The organism is Kitasatospora phosalacinea (genome assembly GCF_000717185.1).
GTDB lineage: Bacteria > Actinomycetota > Actinomycetes > Streptomycetales > Streptomycetaceae > Kitasatospora > Kitasatospora phosalacinea_A.
This window is the reverse complement of record NZ_JNYE01000073.1, coordinates 1-17,654: the sequence shown is the minus strand read 5'-3', so window position 1 is coordinate 17,654 and position 17,654 is coordinate 1. Positions and strand designations below refer to the sequence as shown.

Here is a 17,654-nt window from a genome sequence, read left to right as displayed (position 1 = left end):
GGCGGGGATCAGCGGGAGCGGCGGGAGAGCCGCTCGACGTCGAGCAGGACGACCGCGCGGGCCTCCAGCTTGAGCCAGCCGCGGCCGGCGAAGTCGGCGAGGGCCTTGTTGACCGTCTCGCGGGAGGCGCCGACCAGCTGGGCGAGCTCCTCCTGGGTGAGGTCGTGGGCGACGTGGATGCCCTCGTCGGACTGGACGCCGAAGCGGCGGGAGAGGTCGAGCAGGGCCTTGGCGACGCGGCCGGGCACGTCGGAGAAGACCAGGTCGGACATCACGTCGTTGGTGCGGCGCAGGCGGCGGGCGATGGCGCGCAGCAGGGCGATGGAGACCTCGGGGCGGGCGTGCAGCAGCGGCAGCAGGTCGCCGTGGCCGAGGCCGAGGAGCTTGACCTCGGTGAGGGCGGTGGCGGTGGCGGTGCGCGGGCCCGGGTCGAAGAGCGAGAGTTCGCCGATCATCTCGGAGGGGCCGAGCACGGCGAGCATGTTCTCGCGGCCGTCGGGGGAGGCCCGGTGCAGCTTGACCTTGCCCTCGACCACGACGTAGAGCCGGTCGCCCGGGTCGCCCTCGTGGAACAGCGACTCACCGCGGGCGAGCGTCACCTCGGTCATGGAAGCGCGGAGCTCGGCAGCCTGGTCGTCGTCGAGTGCCGCGAACAGCGCGGCGCGCCGCAGAACGTCGTCCACGAGCTTCCTCCTGCTGGTGTCTGGGCAGTGCTACTCACCACCAAGGATGACGCATGTCGCTCCGATCATATGAGGAGGGGGTGTGCCGAGGTGGGGCCTACGGGGCCATTCGCGCAGTTCGGGTGGGCGTTTCCCGTCTCCGGCGGCTACCCGCCGAGGGCCTGCCGGGCGAAGGCGCGGGTCCCGGCGACGTGGTGGCGGGCGAGGGCGGCGGCGGTCTCGGGGTCGCGGGCCCTGATGGCGTCGAGGAGCTGCTGGTGCTCGGTGCACGTCGGGAGGCTGGTCCCGAGGTCGGAGGTGAGCCGGAACAGGCGGCGCAGGCGGCCGTCGAGCGGGGCCATCAGGTCGCGCAGCAGCGGGTTGCCGGAGAGTTCGACGATCTCGCGGTGGAAGTCGGCGTTCAGGCTGACGGTCTCCCGCAGGCGGCCGGCCTCGGCGGCCTTGCGGGCGCGGGCCAGGAGGCGTTCGAGGCCGCGGACGCCGGCGGGGGTGGCGTGCTGCGCGGCGAGGCTGGCGGCGAGCGCCTCCAGGGACTCGCGGACGGCGAAGAAGTGCTCGGCCTCCTCGGGGCCGAAGTCGGCGACGACGGCGCCGCGGCGGGCCTGGACGGCGAGGAAGCCCTCGCGTTCGAGGCGCTGCACGGCCTCGCGGACCGGGATCCGGGAGACGCCCGTGCCGTCGGCGAGTTCGCGTTCGACCAGGCGCTGCCCGGCGGGGTACTCGCCCTCGATGATCCGTTCGCGCAACTGGACGTAGACGAGGTCCGCCAGCGACTGGTGGGCGTCACCGGGGGTGTCGGGCATCGGGGGCTCCAGGCGGAAGCGGGCGGAGGGAGCGGGCAGTAGATCAGATCATTCCAGGACGGGACGGGCGGCGGGCCGGATCGCGCCCGGCGTGCGGAGGGCCGTTGGAAGCGCTCCCAAGAAAGATCCGTACGCGTCTTCTGCAGCGGAGGCGAACCGAAGTACAAAGGAGGCGGCGGAAGTTCGGGCTGTGGGGGCCGGAACGTCCGCATTCGGAGCGGCCCGGGCGGTGCGTGGGGGCACTGCCCGGGCCGCACGTCCGCCGTTCCCGGAGCGGACCGAAAGAAATTCCCGCCCGGGGTGAACCGCTGCCGGGGGCGGCAGCGAGCAGGGGGTGTGGCAGGGGAGACGGAGCAGCGGGCGGAGCACGCGGCGCTGCTGCTCGCGGCCACCGCCGTCCTGGCCCGGGCGTCCCGCTGCTGGTGGTCACCGCAGTGCTGCTGCCGGACCGGTTCGCGCTCTTCCTGCCCCCGGGGCATCCGCACTGGTCCGGCGCGCACCTGCTCTGGGCGGTACTGCTCGGAGCGGCTCTGGCCTTCGGTGGGTGCCTGGCCCGAGCGGATCCCTGACGCCGGTCCGGACCAGGGCCGCGGCCGGGTTCCGTCCCGGGCGTTCCACAATGGACGGCATGAGCGCGCACGAGGACGGACTCCCCGAGGTGGCCCGGCTGCTGGACGGCGGCGGGGTGGTGGTGCTGAGCGGGGCCGGGCTGTCCACCGAGTCCGGGATCCCGGACTACCGGGGCCCGGACGGGGTGCGCCGCAACCGGGCGCCGATGACGTACCAGGAGTTCCTCGCGGGGGAGCCGGCCCGCCGCCGCTACTGGGCGCGCAGCCACGCCGGGCGGGCGGTGATCGCCCGGGCCCGGCCGAACGCCGGGCACCTCGCGGTGGCCCGGCTGCGGGCGGCGGGCCGGGTCTCCGCGGTGATCACCCAGAACGTGGACGGCCTGCACCGCGCCGCCGGCACCCCCGACGCGGTCGAGCTGCACGGCGGCCTGGACCGGGTGGTCTGCCTCGACTGCGGCGCCGTCACCGCCCGCACCGCCCTCGACGAGCGCCTCGCCGCCCTCAACCCGGCCTTCCGGGACGCCGGTTCGCGGATCAACCCGGACGGCGACGTCGAGCTGCCGGACGACCTGGTCGCCTCCTTCGCCGTCGCCCCGTGCGCAGCCTGCGGCGGCGTCCTCAAACCGGACGTGGTGTTCTTCGGCGAGAGCGTGCCCAAGGCCCGGGTCGAGCACTGCTACCGGCTGGTGGACGAGGGCCGGGCCCTGCTGGTGCTCGGCTCCTCGCTCGCGGTGATGTCCGGCCTGCGGTTCGTCCGGCACGCCGCGAAGGCCGGCAAGCCGGTGGCGATCGTCACCCGCGGCACCACCCGCGGCGACGACCTCGCCACCGCCCGGATCGACGCCCCGCTCGGCGAGACCCTGACCGCCCTGGCCGCCGACCTGGTCTGACCCGGGGGGCGTACGGGTCCGCAACCGGCGCGCGGGCCGCCGAGGCGGCGTCAAGGCGGCGTCAAAGCGGCCGGGGCGGCCGTATGGGGAGCGTCAGGGGCCGCCGGAACGGGGGTCGGCGCTGCTTGGCTCGGGGAGCCGGCGAAAGCGCCGGTCCCCGTTCCGAGCCACCTTGGTGGATGCCATGTCAGACCTGCTCCACGTCGGCGTCACGGTCGCCGTGTTCGCCGTCATCGCCCTGATCGCGCGGGGGGTGGAGAAGCTGTGAGCGCCGAGCACACAGCGGGTCTCCTCGTCGCCGCCGCGCTGGTCGGCTACCTCGTCCTCGCCCTGGTCCACCCGGAGAAGTTCTGACATGGGCGCCACTCCCGCCGGGTGGCTGCAGGCGATCGCGCTGGTCGGCGCGCTGGCCCTGTGCCACCGCCCGCTCGGCGACCACATCGCCGGGCTCCTCACCTCCGCCCGCCACCTGAGAGCCGAGAAGGCCCTCTACAAGGCGGTCGGCGTCGACGCCGACGCCGACCAGCGCTGGCCGGTCTACCTGCGCTCGGTGCTGGCGTTCTCCGCGCTCTCCGTGCTGTTCCTGTACGGGCTGATCCGCCTCCAGACGCACCTGCTGCTGAGCCTGGGCGTGCCCGAGATGGAAGCGCACCAGGCCTGGAACACCGCGGTCTCCTTCACCACCAACACCAACTGGCAGTCGTACAGCGGCGAGTCGGCGATGGGCCACCTGGTGCAGATGGCCGGTCTGGCGGTGCAGAACTTCGTCTCGGCGGCGGTCGGCATCGCGGTGGTCGCGGCACTGGTCCGCGGCTTCAGCCGCCACCGCACCGACCGGGTCGGCAACTTCTGGGTCGACCTGACCCGGATCTCGCTGCGCCTGCTGCTGCCGGTCTCCGTCCTGTTCGCCCTCGTCCTGGCCGCGAACGGCGTCGTGCAGAACTTCCACGGCTTCGAGCAGGTCACCACCCTCTCGGGCGGGCAGCAGTCGATCCCCGGCGGGCCGGTGGCCTCGCAGGAGGCGATCAAGCTGCTGGGCACCAACGGCGGCGGCTTCTACAACGCCAACTCGGCGCACCCGTTCGAGAACCCGACCGGCTTCACCAACCTGCTGGAGGTGTTCCTGCTGCTGGTGATCCCGTTCGCGCTGCCGCGGACCTTCGGCCGGATGGTCGGCGACCACCGCCAGGGCCACGCGGTCGTCGCCGTGATGGGCCTGTTCTGGGCGGCCTCGGCGGTGCTGGTCACCTTCTTCGAGCACCAGCACTCCGGCAGCGCGCTACAGGCGGCCGGGGCGGCGATGGAGGGCAAGGAGCAGCGCTTCGGCGTCGCGGCCTCCAGCCTGTTCGCGGCGTCCACCACGCTGACCTCGACGGGCGCGGTGAACTCCTTCCACGACTCGTTCACGCCGTTCGGCGGCGGGCTGACCGTCTTCGACATGATGCTGGGCGAGATCGCGCCCGGCGGCACCGGCTCCGGCCTGTACGGGATGCTGGTGCTGGCGGTCGTCGCGGTGTTCGTCGCGGGCCTGATGGTCGGCCGCACCCCCGAGTACCTGGGCAAGAAGCTCGGCGGCCGGGAGATGAAGTTCGCCTCCCTCTACATCCTCACCACCCCGACGATCGTGCTGGTCGGCACCGGCTGCGCGATCGCCCTGCCCGGTGAGCGGGCCGGGATGCTGAACGACGGCGCGCACGGCTTCTCCGAGGTGCTGTACGCGTTCACCTCGGCGGCGAACAACAACGGTTCGGCGTTCGCCGGGATCACCGTCAACACCGCGTGGTACGACACGGCGCTGGGCCTGGCGATGGTGTTCGGCCGGTTCCTGCCGGTGGTGTTCGTGCTGGCGCTGGCCGGTTCGCTCGCCAGGCAGCGGCCCGTCCCGGCGAGCGCGGGCACGCTGCCCACGCACGGGCCGCTGTTCGTCGGCCTGCTCTCGGCCGTGGTCCTGATCGTCGTCGGCCTCACCTACTTCCCGGCCCTGGCCCTCGGGCCGATCGCAGAAGGTCTCCACTGATGTCCACCAGCGTTCCCGAAACCGCCCCGCAGCGGGCCGCGGCCGGCCTGCTCGATCCGCAACTGCTGCTCGCCGCGCTGCCCGACGCGGTGCGCAAGCTCGACCCCCGGGTGATGGTGAAGAACCCGGTGATGTTCGTGGTCGAGGTCGGCTCGGTGGTCACCACCGTCGCCGCGGTCGCCGACCCGTCCGTCTTCGCCTGGGCGATCACCGGCTGGCTGTGGCTGACCGCGGTCTTCGCCAACCTGGCCGAGGCCGTCGCCGAGGGCCGCGGCAAGGCGCAGGCCGACACGCTGCGCCGGGCCAGGACGGAGTCCGTCGCCCGCCGACTCACCGACTGGCCCGCCGGTGCGGCCGAGGAAGAGGTGCCCGGCACCGCGCTGCGCCTCGGCGACCACGTCGTCGTGGAGGCCGGGCAGACCGTCCCCGGTGACGGCGACGTGGTCGAGGGCGTGGCCAGCGTCGACGAGTCGGCGATCACCGGCGAGTCCGCGCCGGTGATCCGCGAGTCCGGCGGCGACCGCTCCGCGGTGACCGGCGGCACCAGGGTGCTCTCCGACCGGATCGTTGTGCGGATCACCTCCGAGCCCGGCAGGACCTTCATCGACCGGATGATCGCCCTGGTCGAGGGCGCGGCCCGGCAGCGGACGCCGAACGAGATCGCCCTGAACATCCTGCTGGCCTCCCTCACCGTCGTGTTCCTGGTCGCCGTGGTCACCCTCCAGCCGATGGCCGCCTACGCCGGGGCCCCGCAGTCGACCGTCGTGCTGGTCGCGCTGGTCGTGGCGCTGATCCCGACCACCATCGGCGCGCTGCTCTCCGCGATCGGCATCGCGGGCATGGACCGCCTCGTGCAGCGCAACGTGCTCGCCATGTCCGGTCGCGCGGTGGAGGCCGCGGGCGACGTGAACACGCTGCTGCTCGACAAGACCGGCACCATCACCCTCGGCAACCGGCAGGCCGCCGAGTTCCTGCCCGCGCCCGGCGTGGACGTCGGCCGACTCGCCGACGCCGCCCAGCTGTCCTCGCTCGCGGACGAGACCCCGGAGGGCCGCTCGATCGTCGTCCTCGCCAAGACCGGCCACGGCCTGCGGGCCCGCGCCCGGGGCGAGTTGGCGCACGCCGCCTGGGTGCCGTTCACCGCGCAGACCCGGATGTCCGGCGTGGACGCGGACGGGCGGCAGGTCCGCAAGGGCGCGGCCGGCTCGGTCGCCAACTGGGTGACCGGGCACGGTGGTTCGGTCGGTACGGAGGTGACCGCACTGGTCGACGGGATCTCCGCCGCGGGCGGCACCCCGCTGGTGGTGGCCGAGCGCGACGGCGGCGGCGTGCCGCGGGTCCTCGGGGTGGTCCACCTCAAGGACGTGGTCAAGCCGGGCATGCGGGAGCGCTTCGCGGAGCTCCGCCGGATGGGCATCAGGACCGTGATGATCACCGGCGACAACCCGCTGACCGCCCGGGCCATCGCGGAGGAGGCGGGCGTCGACGACTTCCTCGCCGAGGCCACGCCCGAGGACAAGATGGCCCTGATCAAGAAGGAGCAGGAGGGCGGCAAGCTGGTCGCGATGACCGGCGACGGCACCAACGACGCCCCCGCGCTCGCCCAGGCCGACGTCGGCGTCGCGATGAACACCGGCACCATGGCGGCCAAGGAGGCCGGGAACATGGTCGACCTGGACTCCAACCCCACCAAGCTGATCGAGATCGTCGAGATCGGCAAGCAACTCCTGATCACCCGGGGCGCGTTGACGACCTTCTCGATCGCCAACGACGTCGCCAAGTACTTCGCGATCATCCCGGCGATGTTCGCCGCCGCCCACCCCGGCCTGCGCCACCTCAACGTCATGGGTCTGCACAGCCCGACCTCCGCGATCACCTCGGCGATCGTCTTCAACGCCCTGGTCATCGTCGGCCTGGTCCCGCTCGCCCTGCGCGGCGTCAAGTACCGCCCCACCGACGCGAGTTCGCTGCTGGCCCGGAACATCGGGATCTACGGCCTGGGCGGCCTGGCCGTCCCCTTCGTCGGCATCAAACTCATCGACCTGGCCGTCCAGTTCGTCCCCGGCCTGAGCTGAGAGGAGCCACACCCACCGTGCCCGCCTTCCTGCGCACCCACCTCACCGCCCTGCGGATGCTGCTGGCGATGACCGCGATCCTCGGCCTCGCCTACCCGCTGCTGGTCACCGGCATCAGCCAACTCGCCTTCCCCGCACGGGCCGACGGCTCGATCGTCGAGCACGACGGCAAGCCGGCCGGCTCCCGCCTGATCGGCCAGGCCTTCGACCTGCCGCAGACCGACCCGGACGCCCCGGCCCGGCCCGACCCGAAGTGGTTCCAGCCCCGCCCCTCCGCGGGCGGCTACGACCCGACCGCCTCCGGCGCCTCCAACCTCGGCCCCACCAGCACCGACCTGCTGGACGCCGTCGCGGAACGCCGCGCCGCGATCGCCGCCTTCGACGGCGTCGACCCGGCCACCGTCCCGCCGGACGCCCTGACCGCCTCCGGCTCCGGCCTCGACCCGCACATCTCCGTCGCCTACGCCAGGGAACAGGTCAACCGCGTCGCCCGCGAACGCGGCATCCCCGCACAGCAGTTGAACCACCTGATCGACCGGCACACCGACGGCCGCCCGCTCGGCTTCCTCGGCCAGGGAGGAGTCAACGTCCTCCAGCTCAACCTGGCCGTCGCCGCCCTCGGATGAGACCGGCCCCTGGCGGGCCCCTGGTGCGGCGCCCGACGGTCCCCTGGTGGGCCCCCGGGCGCGGTGCCCGGCGCGAACCCCTCAGCCGCCCGGCCACCACTCGTCGATGCCCGCGACCACGCTCCCCGCGACCGTCCCGAGCAGGGCGCCCGCGACCACGTCGCCCGGGTAGTGGACGCCGGTGTGGACGCGGGAGTAGCCGACCGAGGCGGCCAGCAGGCCCAGCGGCGCCGCGGCCCACGGCAGGCGGGAGGCCACGCCGGTGGCGAAGGCGAAGGCGGACGCGGTGTGCCCGGAGGGGAAGGACGCCGACTCGGGCATCGGCACGTGCCGGGCCTCCGGCACCTTGCCCGCGACGCGGTCCGGCCGGTGGCGCCGGGCCAGCGACTTGCCGAGCAGGTTCGCCGCCGCCGAGGCCGTCGCCACCGACGCCAGCCCGACCAGCGCCGCCCGCCGCGGCCGTCCCGGGACGAGGGCCAGCCCGCAGGCCACCGCGATCGAGATCTTCGAGTGGTTCGCGGCCGTGGAGAGCTGCCGCAGCCGCTCGTCCAGGGTCGGCGTCGGGGTCGCGGCCACCGCCACGTACACCGCCTCGTCCACCGCCGACAGGTCCGCGACCACGCGCTGTCCGGCCAGCACCCACCGCGTCAACGCCCTCACCGCGCACCACCGTTCTCTTCCGTTCGGCCCGACGCGAGGTGCGCCAGCCGGCTCCACTTCAGGGTCGGCGCCGGTGCCACCGTGCCCGGCCGGTCGCGCGGGACCCGCACCCGCAGCGCACCGGGACGGATGACGCAGCGCACCGGCACGTCCAGCTCCAGGGCCTCGCCGTCCACCGCGACCGGGATGCTCGCCACGTCCGCCGTGACCAGCACCTCCCGGCCGACCAGCACCGTCACCGCCTCCGCACTCGTACCACGCAGCGCCAGGTCCGCGGCCTGCGCCGCGCCGTCCACCTTCACGCCGAGCACGCCGAGCCGCCCGCGGTCCAGCCGGGAGCGCCGCCCGGGGTCGAGCAGGTCGCCCGCGTCGTACGGGTTGTTGCTGACCAGGACGGCCTGCGGGCGCTCCAGCCGCTCCCCGCCCGCCTCGGCGGACAGCTGCGCGCCCGCGTAGCCGACCAGCAGGTCGGGCAGCATGGCGAGGATCGTGGCGGCCTTCGCGTCCCGGTACTCGGGGTTCTGGACGATCTCCGCGTAGGTGCCGAACGAGACGTTGTTGACGAAGGCCCGGCCCGCGACCTCGCCCAGGTCGACCCGCAGCTCCACGCCGTCGGTCAGCGCGTCCAGGCAGCGGGACGGGTCGGTGCGGTCCAGGCCCAGGTCGAGGGCGAAGTGGTTGCGGGTGCCCGCCGACACCACCAGGAACGGCAGCCCGTGCCGGGCCGCGACCTGCGCGACCAGCGCCTGGGTGCCGTCGCCGCCCGCCACGCCCAGCAGGTCCGCGCCGTCCGCGACGGCCCGCTCGGCCAGCTCCACGACGTCCTGGTGGGCGTCCGGGTCCAGCAGCACGACCTGCGCGCCGAGCTCGCGGGCCCGCTCCGCCAGCCGGAACTTCTCGACCTTCCCGCCGCCGGACCTCGGGTTCATGATCAGCACGGGTCTGCGCGGCGCGTCGACCTCCCGCTCCGGCATCTCCCTGGTCCGCCGCGCCGACCGCAGCGCCGTCCGGGCCAGCCACAGGCCCACCGCCCACAGCGCCACCGAACCCAGCACCCACGGCCACGTCCCCGCGCCCACGTACAGCGCCACCGCCGCCACCGGGGCCGCCACCGCCAGCAGCGCCCCCAGCCAGCGCAGCGGCCCGCGCCGCGACAGCGCCCACCACCCGCCGACCGCCATCACCACCAGCGCGGCCACCCCGACCGCCACCACCAGCGCCCCGCGCAGCCCCGCCCCGGCGGCCAGCACCAGCACCGCCGCCACCCCGCAGCCGATCGCCGCCCGCGCCAGCCACACCGTCCTCGCCGGCCACGCCACCTTTGCCGCCTCTCCCATCCATCGACGGTAACGCCCGGTCAGCTACCCCGCCCGGCACGCCACATGCCTGCCGACCCGCCCCGCGCGCCCGACGGCCGCCGTCCCCGGACACGCCGGTGGCGCGCGGCAGACCGCCGCGCGCCACCCGTCCTGCTGGCTCCGTAGTGCTACTGCTGCTACTCCTGCCGCTCCTGCCGCTCCTACTGCTCCCGCTACTCCGCGAGGGGCGTGCCGTCCGCGGCGATCCGGGCGAAGCCCAGGTACGGGTGCAGGGCCTTGGGCAGCAGCACCGAGCCGTCGGCCTGCTGGTGCTGCTCCAGCACCGCCGCGATGGTGCGGCCCAGCGGCAGGCCCGAGCCGTTGACGGTGGCGGCCGGCGTCGGCTTGCCCTTCTCGTCACGGGTGCGGATACCGGCCCGGCGGCCCTGGAAGGTCCCGAAGTCCGACACCGAGGAGATCTCCCGGTAGGTGTCCTGGCCGGGCAGCCACACCTCCAGGTCGTACGTCAGCTGCGAGGAGAAGCCGGTGTCACCGGCCGCCAACGCGACGACGCGGTACGCGAGTCCGAGCTCCTGGAGGCAGGCCTCGGCGTGCGAGACCATCAGCTGCATCTGCTCCCGGGACTGCTCGGCCGTGCAGATCCGCACCATCTCGACCTTCGAGAACTGGTGCAGCCGGATCAGCCCGCGGGTGTCCCGCCCGTACGAACCGGCCTCCGAGCGGAAGCACGGGGTGTGCGCGGTGAGCGCCAGCGGCAGCTCGGCCGGCGGGACGATCTCGTCGGCGTACAGGTTGGTCAGCGGGACCTCGGCGGTCGGGATCAGGAACAGGTCCCGGTCCGCGACGCCGGTCCTGAACAGGTCCTCCTCGAACTTCGGCAGCTGCCCGGTACCGGTCATGGTGCGCCGGTTCACCAGGTACGGCACCGCGTGCTCGACGTACCCGTGGCGACGGGTGTGCAGGTCCAGCAGCAGGGCGACGATCGCCCGCTCCAGCGCGGCACCGGCGCCGCGCAGCACGCTGAAGCGCGAGCCCGACAGCTTGGTGGCGCGGCCGAAGTCCATGATGCCCATGGTCTCGCCGAGGTCGACGTGGTCCTTGGGCGCGAAGTCGAAGCGCTGCGGCTCGCCGACCCGGCGCAGCTCGCGGGCGTCCTCGTCGGAGAAGCCGTCGGGGGCCTCGTCGTCGGGCAGGTTGGGGACGGTCAGCAGCAGGTCGGTCAGCTCCTGCTGGACCTGCTCCAGCTCCGCCTCGTTCTGCTGGACCTGCTCCTTCAGCGCGCGGGCGGTCTCCTTCAGCTCGCTGACGTCCCCGCCCTGCTTCGCGGTGCGCTGCACCTCCTGGGCGACCTGCTTCGAGCGGGCCCGCAGCTCGTCACCGGCCTGGATGCCGCTGTTGCGGCGGGACTGCAGCGCCTGCAGCGCGGACAGGTCGAGCTGGTAGCCGCGACGTGCCAGAAGCCGGACGGCTTCGTCCCCCAGGTCGATCAGGACGCGGGCATCATGCATCGGAGTCGGTTCTCCTCGGGTTGCAGCGGTTTCCGCTGGGTCGAATTCGTCCCGACCGTAGCAGGGCGGGGGAAACCGGTGCAGTGCCTTTCCAGGCCCTCGCGCCCTGTCCGCGCTCCTCCCTTGCGGTGATGATCCCTGCGCGGATAATCTCTGCGTAGATGAAGTCGAGCACAGGGGGAACCGCCATGTGGCAACACGAGTACACCGCCGAGACCGCCGCCGCGCCGCACGCCGTCTGGGCCGTGCTCAGCGACCTGGACCGCTGGACGGACTGGGACACCTCGATGGAGGCCGTCACCCTGGACGGCCCGTTCGCCGTCGGCGGCAGGGTCTCGATGACCCCGACCGGGCAGGACCCGATCGTCTCCGTCATCACCCGGATCGAGCCCGGCCGCGCCTACGCCGACCGCACCGAGTTCGGCGGCGCCGTGCTGGACTTCTCGCACACCCTCACCGCCCTCCCCGGCGGCGGCACCCGGGTGGCCCACCGCCTGGAGATCACCGGCCCGGACGCCGACCGGCTCGGCCCCGAACTCGGCCCGATGATCACCGAGGACTTCCCGGAGGCGATGGCCGGCCTCCTCGCCCGCGCCGAACGGGCCGCCTGACCACTCGCCCGCCTGACCGCTCGCCGCTTGAAACGTACGAACCCGACCCGCCGGAACCCACCGGCGCCCGTCGGCACCTACCGGAACTTACCGGCACCCACCGGCACCCACGAAGGAGCGCGCCATGGACGGACTGGTCGAAGGCCCGGCGAACAGCCCCGGCTTCTGGCTGTGGCACACCACCCTGCGCTGGCAGCGCGAGGTCGCCGCCGCCCTCGCCCCGCACGACCTGACGCACCCGCAGTTCGTGCTGCTCTCCTGCGCCTGGTGGCTCAACGAACAGGGCACCACCCCCAACCAGCAGGAACTCTCCGCGCAGGCCGGCACCGACGTCCGCACCACCTCCCAAGTGGTGCGGAAACTGGAGGCCAAGGGCCTGCTGGACCGCACCACCGACCCGGACGACACCCGGGCCCGCCGCCTGCGCATCACCCCGCGCGGCACCGCCCTCGCCCGCGCCGCGATCCCGGCCGTCGAAGCCGTCGACCGCACCTTCTTCGCTCCGGCGGCCCACGGCGTCCCCGCCCTGGACGGGGAGGGGCTCAGCCGCCTGCTGCGCCGCCTGGTCGACGCGCCGTAGCCCCGGGAGGGCCCGCCGCTCACCCCCGGGCGACGAACCCGGCCACCACCGGCCCCAGCACCTCCGGCGCGACCTCGTGCGTCTGCCCCGCCAGGGTGCGGTGCTCCGCGCCCGCGGCGGCGGCCGTCGCGGCGGCCGCGTCGCGCAGCAGGGCCGGGCTGAGCTCGCCGTCGGCCACCAGCACCGGCACCGGCAGCCCGGCCAGCAGGGCGGTCGGCACCGGAGCGCCCGCCGCCCCGTCCAGCACCTCGGCGTCGTGCACCAGCGTCGGCGCCACCGCCGTGAACGCGGGCCACGCGGGCGACTCGCGCAACTGCGCGACCACCGGCTCGGGGGCGCCGACGAAGGCCATGAACCGGGCCACCGCATCGCCCGGTTCGCCCGCGAGGACGTCCTTCTCGACGCCCGCCCGGTACTCCGCGAACCGGGCCCGCTGCTCCCCGGAGGTGCTGAACGGCGGCTCGTACGCCACCACCCGCTCCACCCCGATGCCCGCCCCCGCCGCCCGCAGCGCGAGCGCCGCACCGGAGGACAGCCCCAGCAGCGTCGCCCGGCCGCCCGCCGCCGCGACGACCGCCGCCAGGTCCTCCACCTCCCGCTCCACGGCGTACGGCCCGCCCGCACCGCTCTCGCCGCGCCCGCGCCGGTCGTAGCTGAACACCCGGTGCGCACCGGCCAGTTCGGCCGCCATCCCGCCGGAGGGCCCGAACGCCCGGTGGCACAGCGCACCGTCCACGACCACCACGACCGGGCCGTCTACTCCCGCCACCTGGAGGGCGATGCGGGTGCCGTCGGCGGAGGTCACGTACTCGGTCATTCCAACTCCCTTGTGCACGACTACGGTTACTGATGATGGCTCTGGTGGCTGGCGGCGCTGGACCGCTGGCGGCGCTGGCTACTCGCCGCGGGCGGCGAGGTTGTACGCCACCAGCGCGTTGGCGTGGCCGTGGCCCAGCCCGTACTCGGACTTCAGCCAGGCGACCAGCTCCATGTGCCTGGTCAGCGGCGAGTCGGTGATCAACTGCTGCCACTCGGCGACCGGGCGCCCGTACTTCTTCTCGATCGAGGGGAAGTAACTGGCCGGCCCCTTGACCTTCTCCTCGGTGCTCATCGCGCAACTCCGTCCGTTCCACCTGCTCCATACTGCCGTCACGGGGTTGGACGAGCCGCACCGGCGGAACTCATCGGTCCTCGCGGAACTCTTTTCCGGCCCGTACGGTCGGGCCATGGCACGCATCGACGACAGCACGATCGACCGGGCAGCCGAGTACCTGTGGACGGCGGGCCGGGTCCTCGAACAGCGGCGCTTCGCACACCACTTCGGCGCCGCCCCCGACCCGGTGGGCGTCCTCGCCGCCCTGGACGCCTACCGCGCCCCCGGCGGCGGCTGGGCGTACGGCCTGGAGCCGGACGTCCGCGGGCCCGCCGCCCAGCCCCTCGCCGCCGGAGCCGCCGCCCGGATCCTCGCCGAGGCCGACGCCCTGAACGGCCCGCGCGGCACCGAACTCTGCGACTGGGCAGCCGCCTCGACCACCCCGGACGGCGGCGTCCCGGCCGTCCTGCCCAGCCTGCGCGACTACCCGCACCCGCCCTTCCTGCCGATCGCCGACGCGCCGCCCGCCGAACTGCTCTCCACCGGCCAGATCGCCGCCCCGCTGCTCCGGGCAGGCCTGCAGCACCCCTGGCTGACCGGCGCGGAAGCCTTCTGCCGCCGCGCGATCGAGGCGATCGGCAGCACCCACCCGTACGAGGTGATCACCGCCGTCGGCTTCCTGGACGCCGCACCCGACCGCGCCTGGGCCGCCGAACAGGCCGCCCGCCTAGGCGAGTTGGTGCGCAGCCAGCAGTTGGTGCTGCTCGACCCGGCGCACCCCGAGCAGGTCCGGCTCGCCCCCGGCTACGCGCCCGGCGAGTTCCACCTCCCGCACGACTATGCGCCCCGCCCGGACAGCCTGGCCCGGTCCTGGTTCACCGACGCCGAGGTCGAACGCGGCCTCGACCACCTCGCCTCCCGCCAACTCCCGGACGGCGGCTGGCCGATCAACTGGGCCCGCTGGTCCGCCGCCACCGAGAACGAGGCCCGCCCGGGCGTCACCCTGGCGGCCCTGCTCACCCTCCGTGCGTACGAAGGGGGTGGGACCCGTTAGGCCCCGTCCGGCGTCGTGCGCCCGGCAAGATCGGCCGGACAGGGCCTAAGGCAGCGCGTCCAGCCACCCGTCCGCGACGGCCGTCCGGGCGTACAGCACGCAGCGCCCGGCCCGGTGCGAGGAGACCAGGCCCGCAGTGCGCAGCGCGGTCAGGTGCTGGGAGACCGCGGGCGCGGTGAGCCCGCAGCGGGCGGCGAGTTCGGTGGTGGAGGCGGGGACGTCGAGTTCGGCCAGCAGCCGGGTGCGGGTGCGGCCGAGCACCGGCGCGAGCGCCTCCGCGCGCGGGCGCGGACGGTGCTCCCAGACGGTCGCGGCGGACAGCGCGGGGTAGCACAGCTGCGGGGGGTCGGGGGCGACGGTGCGGGTCAGCAGCCGGGGCCAGGCGAACACCGAGGGCACCAGCAGCAGCCCGGCGCCGGTCGCGATCCGGGTGACGGCGCAGTGCCGCTCCGACAGGTGCAGCGTGCCGTCCGCCCAGCGCACCGTCCCGTGCAACTCGCCGAGCATGCCCGCGCTGCCCCGCTCGGCGGCCCGCCGGGCGCGCTGCAGGACGTCCGCCTCCAGCACCGCGCGGATCCGCGACCAGTACGGGGCGAGGGCGAGCTGCCAGAACGCCTCGACCTCGTTGCTGATCCGCCGCAGCGCCTGCTCCGGCTCGCGCTCCAGCAGCCGCAGCCGCCCGTCCCCCCGCCCGTTCCCCCGTCCGCCCGGGCTCCCGCCGCCGCCCTCCCGGTCGGCGCGCAGGCAGGCCAGGTCGTGCCGGAGCAGGACGGAGCCGGTGGCCCGGACCGCCGCCAGTTCCGCCGCCAGGTCGGTGACCGGCTCGGCGGGGACGGGGTTGAGGAAGTCCGGCAGGTGCCCGTGCGGCGGGATCAGCTCGGCCAGCCAGCCCCGGTCCAGCCCGGCAGCGGCCAGCCGCGGCCGGACCTGCGCGGCCCAGCGGCGGTGCGGCACGGGCACCGGGTCGGCGGCCAGGGCGCGGAAGGCGGTCACCACCTCCCACATCGGCGAGATCGCGAACCTGGTCAGGGCGAGGTCGCCCACCGACAGCGGCAACCCGGTCCGCACCCCTGCCACCCCCTCGCCACCGCTGCCTGCCACCGTCGATTCGGCCCCAGCTTAATCATTCGGCACCCACCGGGCGGACGGGGCAGCATCGACCCGTACCCGCCCGCGCACCCGCAACCGCACCTGCACCCGTACGTGCATGCGTACGCGCGCTGCACCACACCGCACCGCACCGAAAGCGAGACCCGCATGTCGAACCGCACCCTCCCCGCCCGGTCCCCCGAGCACGCCGCCACCCTCCGCGCGCTGGCCGCCGCCGACGTGCCGCTCCTGCTCCCGAACGCCTGGGACGCGGGCAGCGCGGCGGTGGTCGCCGCGGCCGGCGCGTCCGCGATCGCCACCACCAGCGGCGGCGTCTCCTGGTCGGCGGGCCGCGGCGACGGGCAGGGCCTGGACCGGGCGGCGATGGCCGAGGCGGTGCGCCGGATCGTCGCCGCCGTGGACGTCCCGGTGACCGCCGACGTCGAGGGCGGCTACGGCCCGACCCCCGAGGACGTGGCCGAGACCGTCCGCGCGGTGGTCGCGGCGGGCGCGGTCGGCATCAACCTGGAGGACTCGACCGCCCCGGGCGGCCCGCTGTTCACCCCCGCCGAACAGTCCGCCCGCCTGCGCGCCGCCCGGACGGCCGCCACCGAAGCCGGCCTGCCCGACCTGCTGGTCAACGCCCGCACCGACGTCCACCTGTTCGGCACCGGCCCGGCCGCCGACCGCCCCGCGGAGGTGCTCCGCCGCGCAGAGGCGTACGCCGAGGCCGGGGCCGACTCGCTCTTCGTCCCCGGCCTGCTCGACCTCGCCGCGCTCAAGGAACTGACCGCCGCGTCCCCGCTGCCCGTCAACGCGATGGCCGTCCCGAACGGCCCGACCGTCACGGAACTCGCCACCGCCGGAGTCCGCCGGATCAGCCTCGGCACCGCCCTCGCCCAGGCGGCCTACACCGCCGCCCACCGGGCCACCGCCGAACTCCTCGCCACCGGCACGTACGACGCGCTGGGCGGCGCACTCGACTACGGCACCCTGAACGGCCTGCTGGCCGGACGCCGACCGTGACCGGGCCGACTGCTGCTACTGCCGCTGCCGCTGTCGTCGATCGGCAACGGTCGATCAACTGACGACGGTCGGTCGGCTGGCGAGGACCAATCAACTGACGACGAGCACCCGAGCAGCACCAGCTCAGCCGGCTGACGAAGACCAGACCGGCCGACAACGATCAATCAACTGATGAAGGTCGGCCAACTGATGGTGATCAAACCGCCGACCCCCGCCCGGGCTCAGGACACCGCGCGCTTCACCAGGTCGGCGACCCGGGCGGCCTCCGCCTCGCCCAGGTCGGCGATCGCGAAGTAGGTCGGCCACATCGCGCCGTCGTCCAGCTTGGCGTTGTCGCTGAAGCCGATCAGCGCGTACCGGGACTTGAACTTGGCGGCGCTCTGGAAAAAGCACACCGGCTTGCCGTCCGCGTTGTTGTACGCGGGCATGCCGTACCAGGTCTTCGGGGCCAGCTGCGGGGCGGTCTCGGTGACGATCTCGTGGAAGCGCTGGGCCAGCACCCGGTCCGCCTCGGGCATCTCGGCGATCTTCTCCAGCAGGTCCTGCTCCGCCTCGGCCGCCTTCGCCGCCGCCGACGCCCGCTTGGACTCCGCCTTCATCTCCTTCGCGCGCTCCTTCATCGCCGCGCGCTCGTCCGCCGTGAAACCCTCGTGCTTCTCCGCCATGACCGGTCCTCCCGTTCCCGTTCCCGTGTCCTGCTGACGTCCTCAATCCTAGGAACGAAGCGGCTGCGGCGGCTTCTCGGAAACTGACCGGTCCGGCCCGGGAGGGGTTCCCGGGCCGGACCGCGATCGGTTCCGCAGGGCCTCAGCGGGCCTCACCAGGTCTCAGCGGGCCTCAGCGGGCCTTGAAGGTCCGCAGGCGCAGGCTGTTGCCGACCACGAAGACGGAGGAGAAGGCCATCGCGGCGCCCGCGATCATCGGGTTGAGGAGTCCGGCGGCGGCGAGCGGCAGGGCGGCGACGTTGTAGGCGAAGGCCCAGAAGAGGTTGCCCTTGATGGTGGCGAGGGTGCGGCGGGAGAGGCGGATGGCGTCGGCGGCGGAGCGCAGG

19 protein-coding genes are annotated in these 17,654 nt (G+C 74.2%); 9 read left to right on the top strand and 10 right to left on the bottom strand.

Translation table 11 applies throughout. The features are described from left to right. Positions 1-8: 8 nt before the first annotated feature. Positions 9-683 carry a Crp/Fnr family transcriptional regulator gene (locus OO57_RS26785; RefSeq protein WP_014136744.1) on the bottom strand — a complete coding sequence of 225 codons (675 nt, stop codon included), beginning with the start codon at positions 681-683 and terminating at the stop codon, positions 9-11. Positions 684-829: 146 nt separating this feature from the next. Continuing rightward, positions 830-1,486: a GntR family transcriptional regulator gene (locus OO57_RS26780; RefSeq protein WP_033255239.1), complete on the bottom strand. Its 657-nt coding sequence runs from the start codon at positions 1,484-1,486 to the stop codon at positions 830-832. A gap of 619 nt (positions 1,487-2,105) precedes the next feature. Here OO57_RS26780 and OO57_RS38670 point away from each other — a divergent pair. The 5 genes from OO57_RS38670 to kdpC all read left to right on the top strand — a co-directional run bounded on the left by OO57_RS38670 (position 2,106) and on the right by kdpC (position 7,663). Further along, a complete protein-coding gene (locus OO57_RS38670; protein ID WP_051778291.1) occupies positions 2,106-2,945 on the top strand; it encodes an NAD-dependent protein deacetylase in 840 nt (279 codons plus the stop codon). Positions 2,946-3,209: 264 nt separating this feature from the next. Further along, entirely contained in the window at positions 3,210-3,299 is a 90-nt protein-coding gene (gene kdpF, locus OO57_RS40460) for a K(+)-transporting ATPase subunit F (RefSeq protein ID WP_033255238.1), read from the top strand. 1 nt (position 3,300) lies between these two features. Further along, complete coding sequence (kdpA, locus tag OO57_RS26765) at positions 3,301-4,962, top strand: potassium-transporting ATPase subunit KdpA (RefSeq protein ID WP_033255237.1); 1,662 nt, start codon at positions 3,301-3,303, stop codon at positions 4,960-4,962. Then, a complete protein-coding gene (gene kdpB, locus OO57_RS26760) occupies positions 4,962-7,037 on the top strand; it encodes a potassium-transporting ATPase subunit KdpB (protein ID WP_051778290.1) in 2,076 nt (691 codons plus the stop codon). The genes kdpA and kdpB overlap by 1 nt, the downstream gene beginning before the upstream one ends. A gap of 17 nt (positions 7,038-7,054) precedes the next feature. Further along, a complete protein-coding gene (kdpC, locus tag OO57_RS26755) occupies positions 7,055-7,663 on the top strand; it encodes a potassium-transporting ATPase subunit KdpC (RefSeq protein ID WP_033255236.1) in 609 nt (202 codons plus the stop codon). A gap of 81 nt (positions 7,664-7,744) precedes the next feature. Here kdpC and OO57_RS26750 read toward each other — a convergent pair whose 3' ends face one another. The 3 genes from OO57_RS26750 to serS all read right to left on the bottom strand — a co-directional run bounded on the left by OO57_RS26750 (position 7,745) and on the right by serS (position 11,150). Then, complete coding sequence (locus OO57_RS26750) at positions 7,745-8,323, bottom strand: phosphatase PAP2 family protein (protein WP_033255235.1); 579 nt, start codon at positions 8,321-8,323, stop codon at positions 7,745-7,747. Beyond that, positions 8,320-9,660, bottom strand: a complete 1,341-nt coding sequence (locus OO57_RS26745; protein ID WP_051778289.1) for a diacylglycerol/lipid kinase family protein — start codon at positions 9,658-9,660, stop codon at positions 8,320-8,322. The genes OO57_RS26750 and OO57_RS26745 overlap by 4 nt, the downstream gene beginning before the upstream one ends. Before the next feature lie 194 nt (positions 9,661-9,854). After that, the gene (gene serS / locus OO57_RS26740; RefSeq protein ID WP_033255233.1) at positions 9,855-11,150 is read right to left on the bottom strand and encodes a serine--tRNA ligase; all 1,296 of its coding nucleotides are present in this window, start codon (positions 11,148-11,150) and stop codon (positions 9,855-9,857) included. Between the two features lie 188 nt (positions 11,151-11,338). On the opposite strand from serS, the gene OO57_RS26735 reads away from it, so the two are divergent. Then, positions 11,339-11,761 (top strand): SRPBCC family protein, encoded by a 423-nt coding sequence (locus tag OO57_RS26735; protein ID WP_033255232.1) that lies wholly within the window; start codon positions 11,339-11,341, stop codon positions 11,759-11,761. 124 nt (positions 11,762-11,885) lie between these two features. After that, positions 11,886-12,341, top strand: a complete 456-nt coding sequence (locus OO57_RS26730) for a MarR family winged helix-turn-helix transcriptional regulator (RefSeq protein ID WP_033255231.1) — start codon at positions 11,886-11,888, stop codon at positions 12,339-12,341. Positions 12,342-12,360: 19 nt separating this feature from the next. Here the strand turns inward: OO57_RS26730 and OO57_RS26725 are convergent, their stop codons facing one another. Together OO57_RS26725 and OO57_RS26720 are read right to left on the bottom strand one after the other, a co-directional pair. Continuing rightward, positions 12,361-13,158 carry an alpha/beta fold hydrolase gene (locus tag OO57_RS26725; RefSeq protein WP_033255230.1) on the bottom strand — a complete coding sequence of 266 codons (798 nt, stop codon included), beginning with the start codon at positions 13,156-13,158 and terminating at the stop codon, positions 12,361-12,363. 78 nt (positions 13,159-13,236) lie between these two features. Then, on the bottom strand, positions 13,237-13,452 hold the full coding sequence (locus OO57_RS26720; RefSeq protein ID WP_033255229.1) for a DUF4287 domain-containing protein: 216 nt from the start codon (positions 13,450-13,452) through the stop codon (positions 13,237-13,239). A gap of 115 nt (positions 13,453-13,567) precedes the next feature. Between OO57_RS26720 and OO57_RS26715 the strand changes: the two genes are divergently transcribed. Further along, entirely contained in the window at positions 13,568-14,488 is a 921-nt protein-coding gene (locus tag OO57_RS26715) for a hypothetical protein (RefSeq protein WP_033255228.1), read from the top strand. Between the two features lie 45 nt (positions 14,489-14,533). On the opposite strand, the gene OO57_RS26710 is transcribed toward OO57_RS26715, so the two are convergent. Further along, positions 14,534-15,556, bottom strand: a complete 1,023-nt coding sequence (locus OO57_RS26710; protein ID WP_033255227.1) for an ArsR/SmtB family transcription factor — start codon at positions 15,554-15,556, stop codon at positions 14,534-14,536. A 189-nt stretch (positions 15,557-15,745) separates the two neighbouring features. Between OO57_RS26710 and OO57_RS26705 the strand changes: the two genes are divergently transcribed. Continuing rightward, a complete protein-coding gene (locus OO57_RS26705; RefSeq protein WP_033255226.1) occupies positions 15,746-16,603 on the top strand; it encodes an isocitrate lyase/PEP mutase family protein in 858 nt (285 codons plus the stop codon). 221 nt (positions 16,604-16,824) lie between these two features. Here the strand turns inward: OO57_RS26705 and OO57_RS26700 are convergent, their stop codons facing one another. After that, positions 16,825-17,268: an iron chaperone gene (locus OO57_RS26700; RefSeq protein ID WP_033255225.1), complete on the bottom strand. Its 444-nt coding sequence runs from the start codon at positions 17,266-17,268 to the stop codon at positions 16,825-16,827. A 172-nt stretch (positions 17,269-17,440) separates the two neighbouring features. Then, a partial coding sequence (locus OO57_RS26695) for a hypothetical protein (RefSeq protein ID WP_033255224.1) occupies positions 17,441-17,654 on the bottom strand: 214 nt, incomplete at its 5' end.

Excerpts from the sequence above, each read along its gene's own strand:
- serS (WP_033255233.1), bottom strand. The coding sequence starts at position 11,150 with ATGCATGATGCCCGCGTCCTGATCGACCTGGGGGACGAAGCCGTCCGG.
- OO57_RS26720 (WP_033255229.1), bottom strand. The coding sequence starts at position 13,452 with ATGAGCACCGAGGAGAAGGTCAAGGGGCCGGCCAGTTACTTCCCCTCG.
- OO57_RS26725 (WP_033255230.1), bottom strand. The coding sequence starts at position 13,158 with ATGACCGAGTACGTGACCTCCGCCGACGGCACCCGCATCGCCCTCCAG.
- OO57_RS26780 (WP_033255239.1), bottom strand. The coding sequence starts at position 1,486 with ATGCCCGACACCCCCGGTGACGCCCACCAGTCGCTGGCGGACCTCGTC.
- OO57_RS26735 (WP_033255232.1), top strand. The coding sequence starts at position 11,339 with ATGTGGCAACACGAGTACACCGCCGAGACCGCCGCCGCGCCGCACGCC.
- kdpB (WP_051778290.1), top strand. The coding sequence starts at position 4,962 with ATGTCCACCAGCGTTCCCGAAACCGCCCCGCAGCGGGCCGCGGCCGGC.
- kdpA (WP_033255237.1), top strand. The coding sequence starts at position 3,301 with ATGGGCGCCACTCCCGCCGGGTGGCTGCAGGCGATCGCGCTGGTCGGC.
- OO57_RS26715 (WP_033255228.1), top strand. The coding sequence starts at position 13,568 with ATGGCACGCATCGACGACAGCACGATCGACCGGGCAGCCGAGTACCTG.
- OO57_RS38670 (WP_051778291.1), top strand. The coding sequence starts at position 2,106 with ATGGACGGCATGAGCGCGCACGAGGACGGACTCCCCGAGGTGGCCCGG.
- OO57_RS26705 (WP_033255226.1), top strand. The coding sequence starts at position 15,746 with ATGTCGAACCGCACCCTCCCCGCCCGGTCCCCCGAGCACGCCGCCACC.
- OO57_RS26745 (WP_051778289.1), bottom strand. The coding sequence starts at position 9,660 with ATGGGAGAGGCGGCAAAGGTGGCGTGGCCGGCGAGGACGGTGTGGCTG.
- OO57_RS26700 (WP_033255225.1), bottom strand. The coding sequence starts at position 17,268 with ATGGCGGAGAAGCACGAGGGTTTCACGGCGGACGAGCGCGCGGCGATG.
- OO57_RS26730 (WP_033255231.1), top strand. The coding sequence starts at position 11,886 with ATGGACGGACTGGTCGAAGGCCCGGCGAACAGCCCCGGCTTCTGGCTG.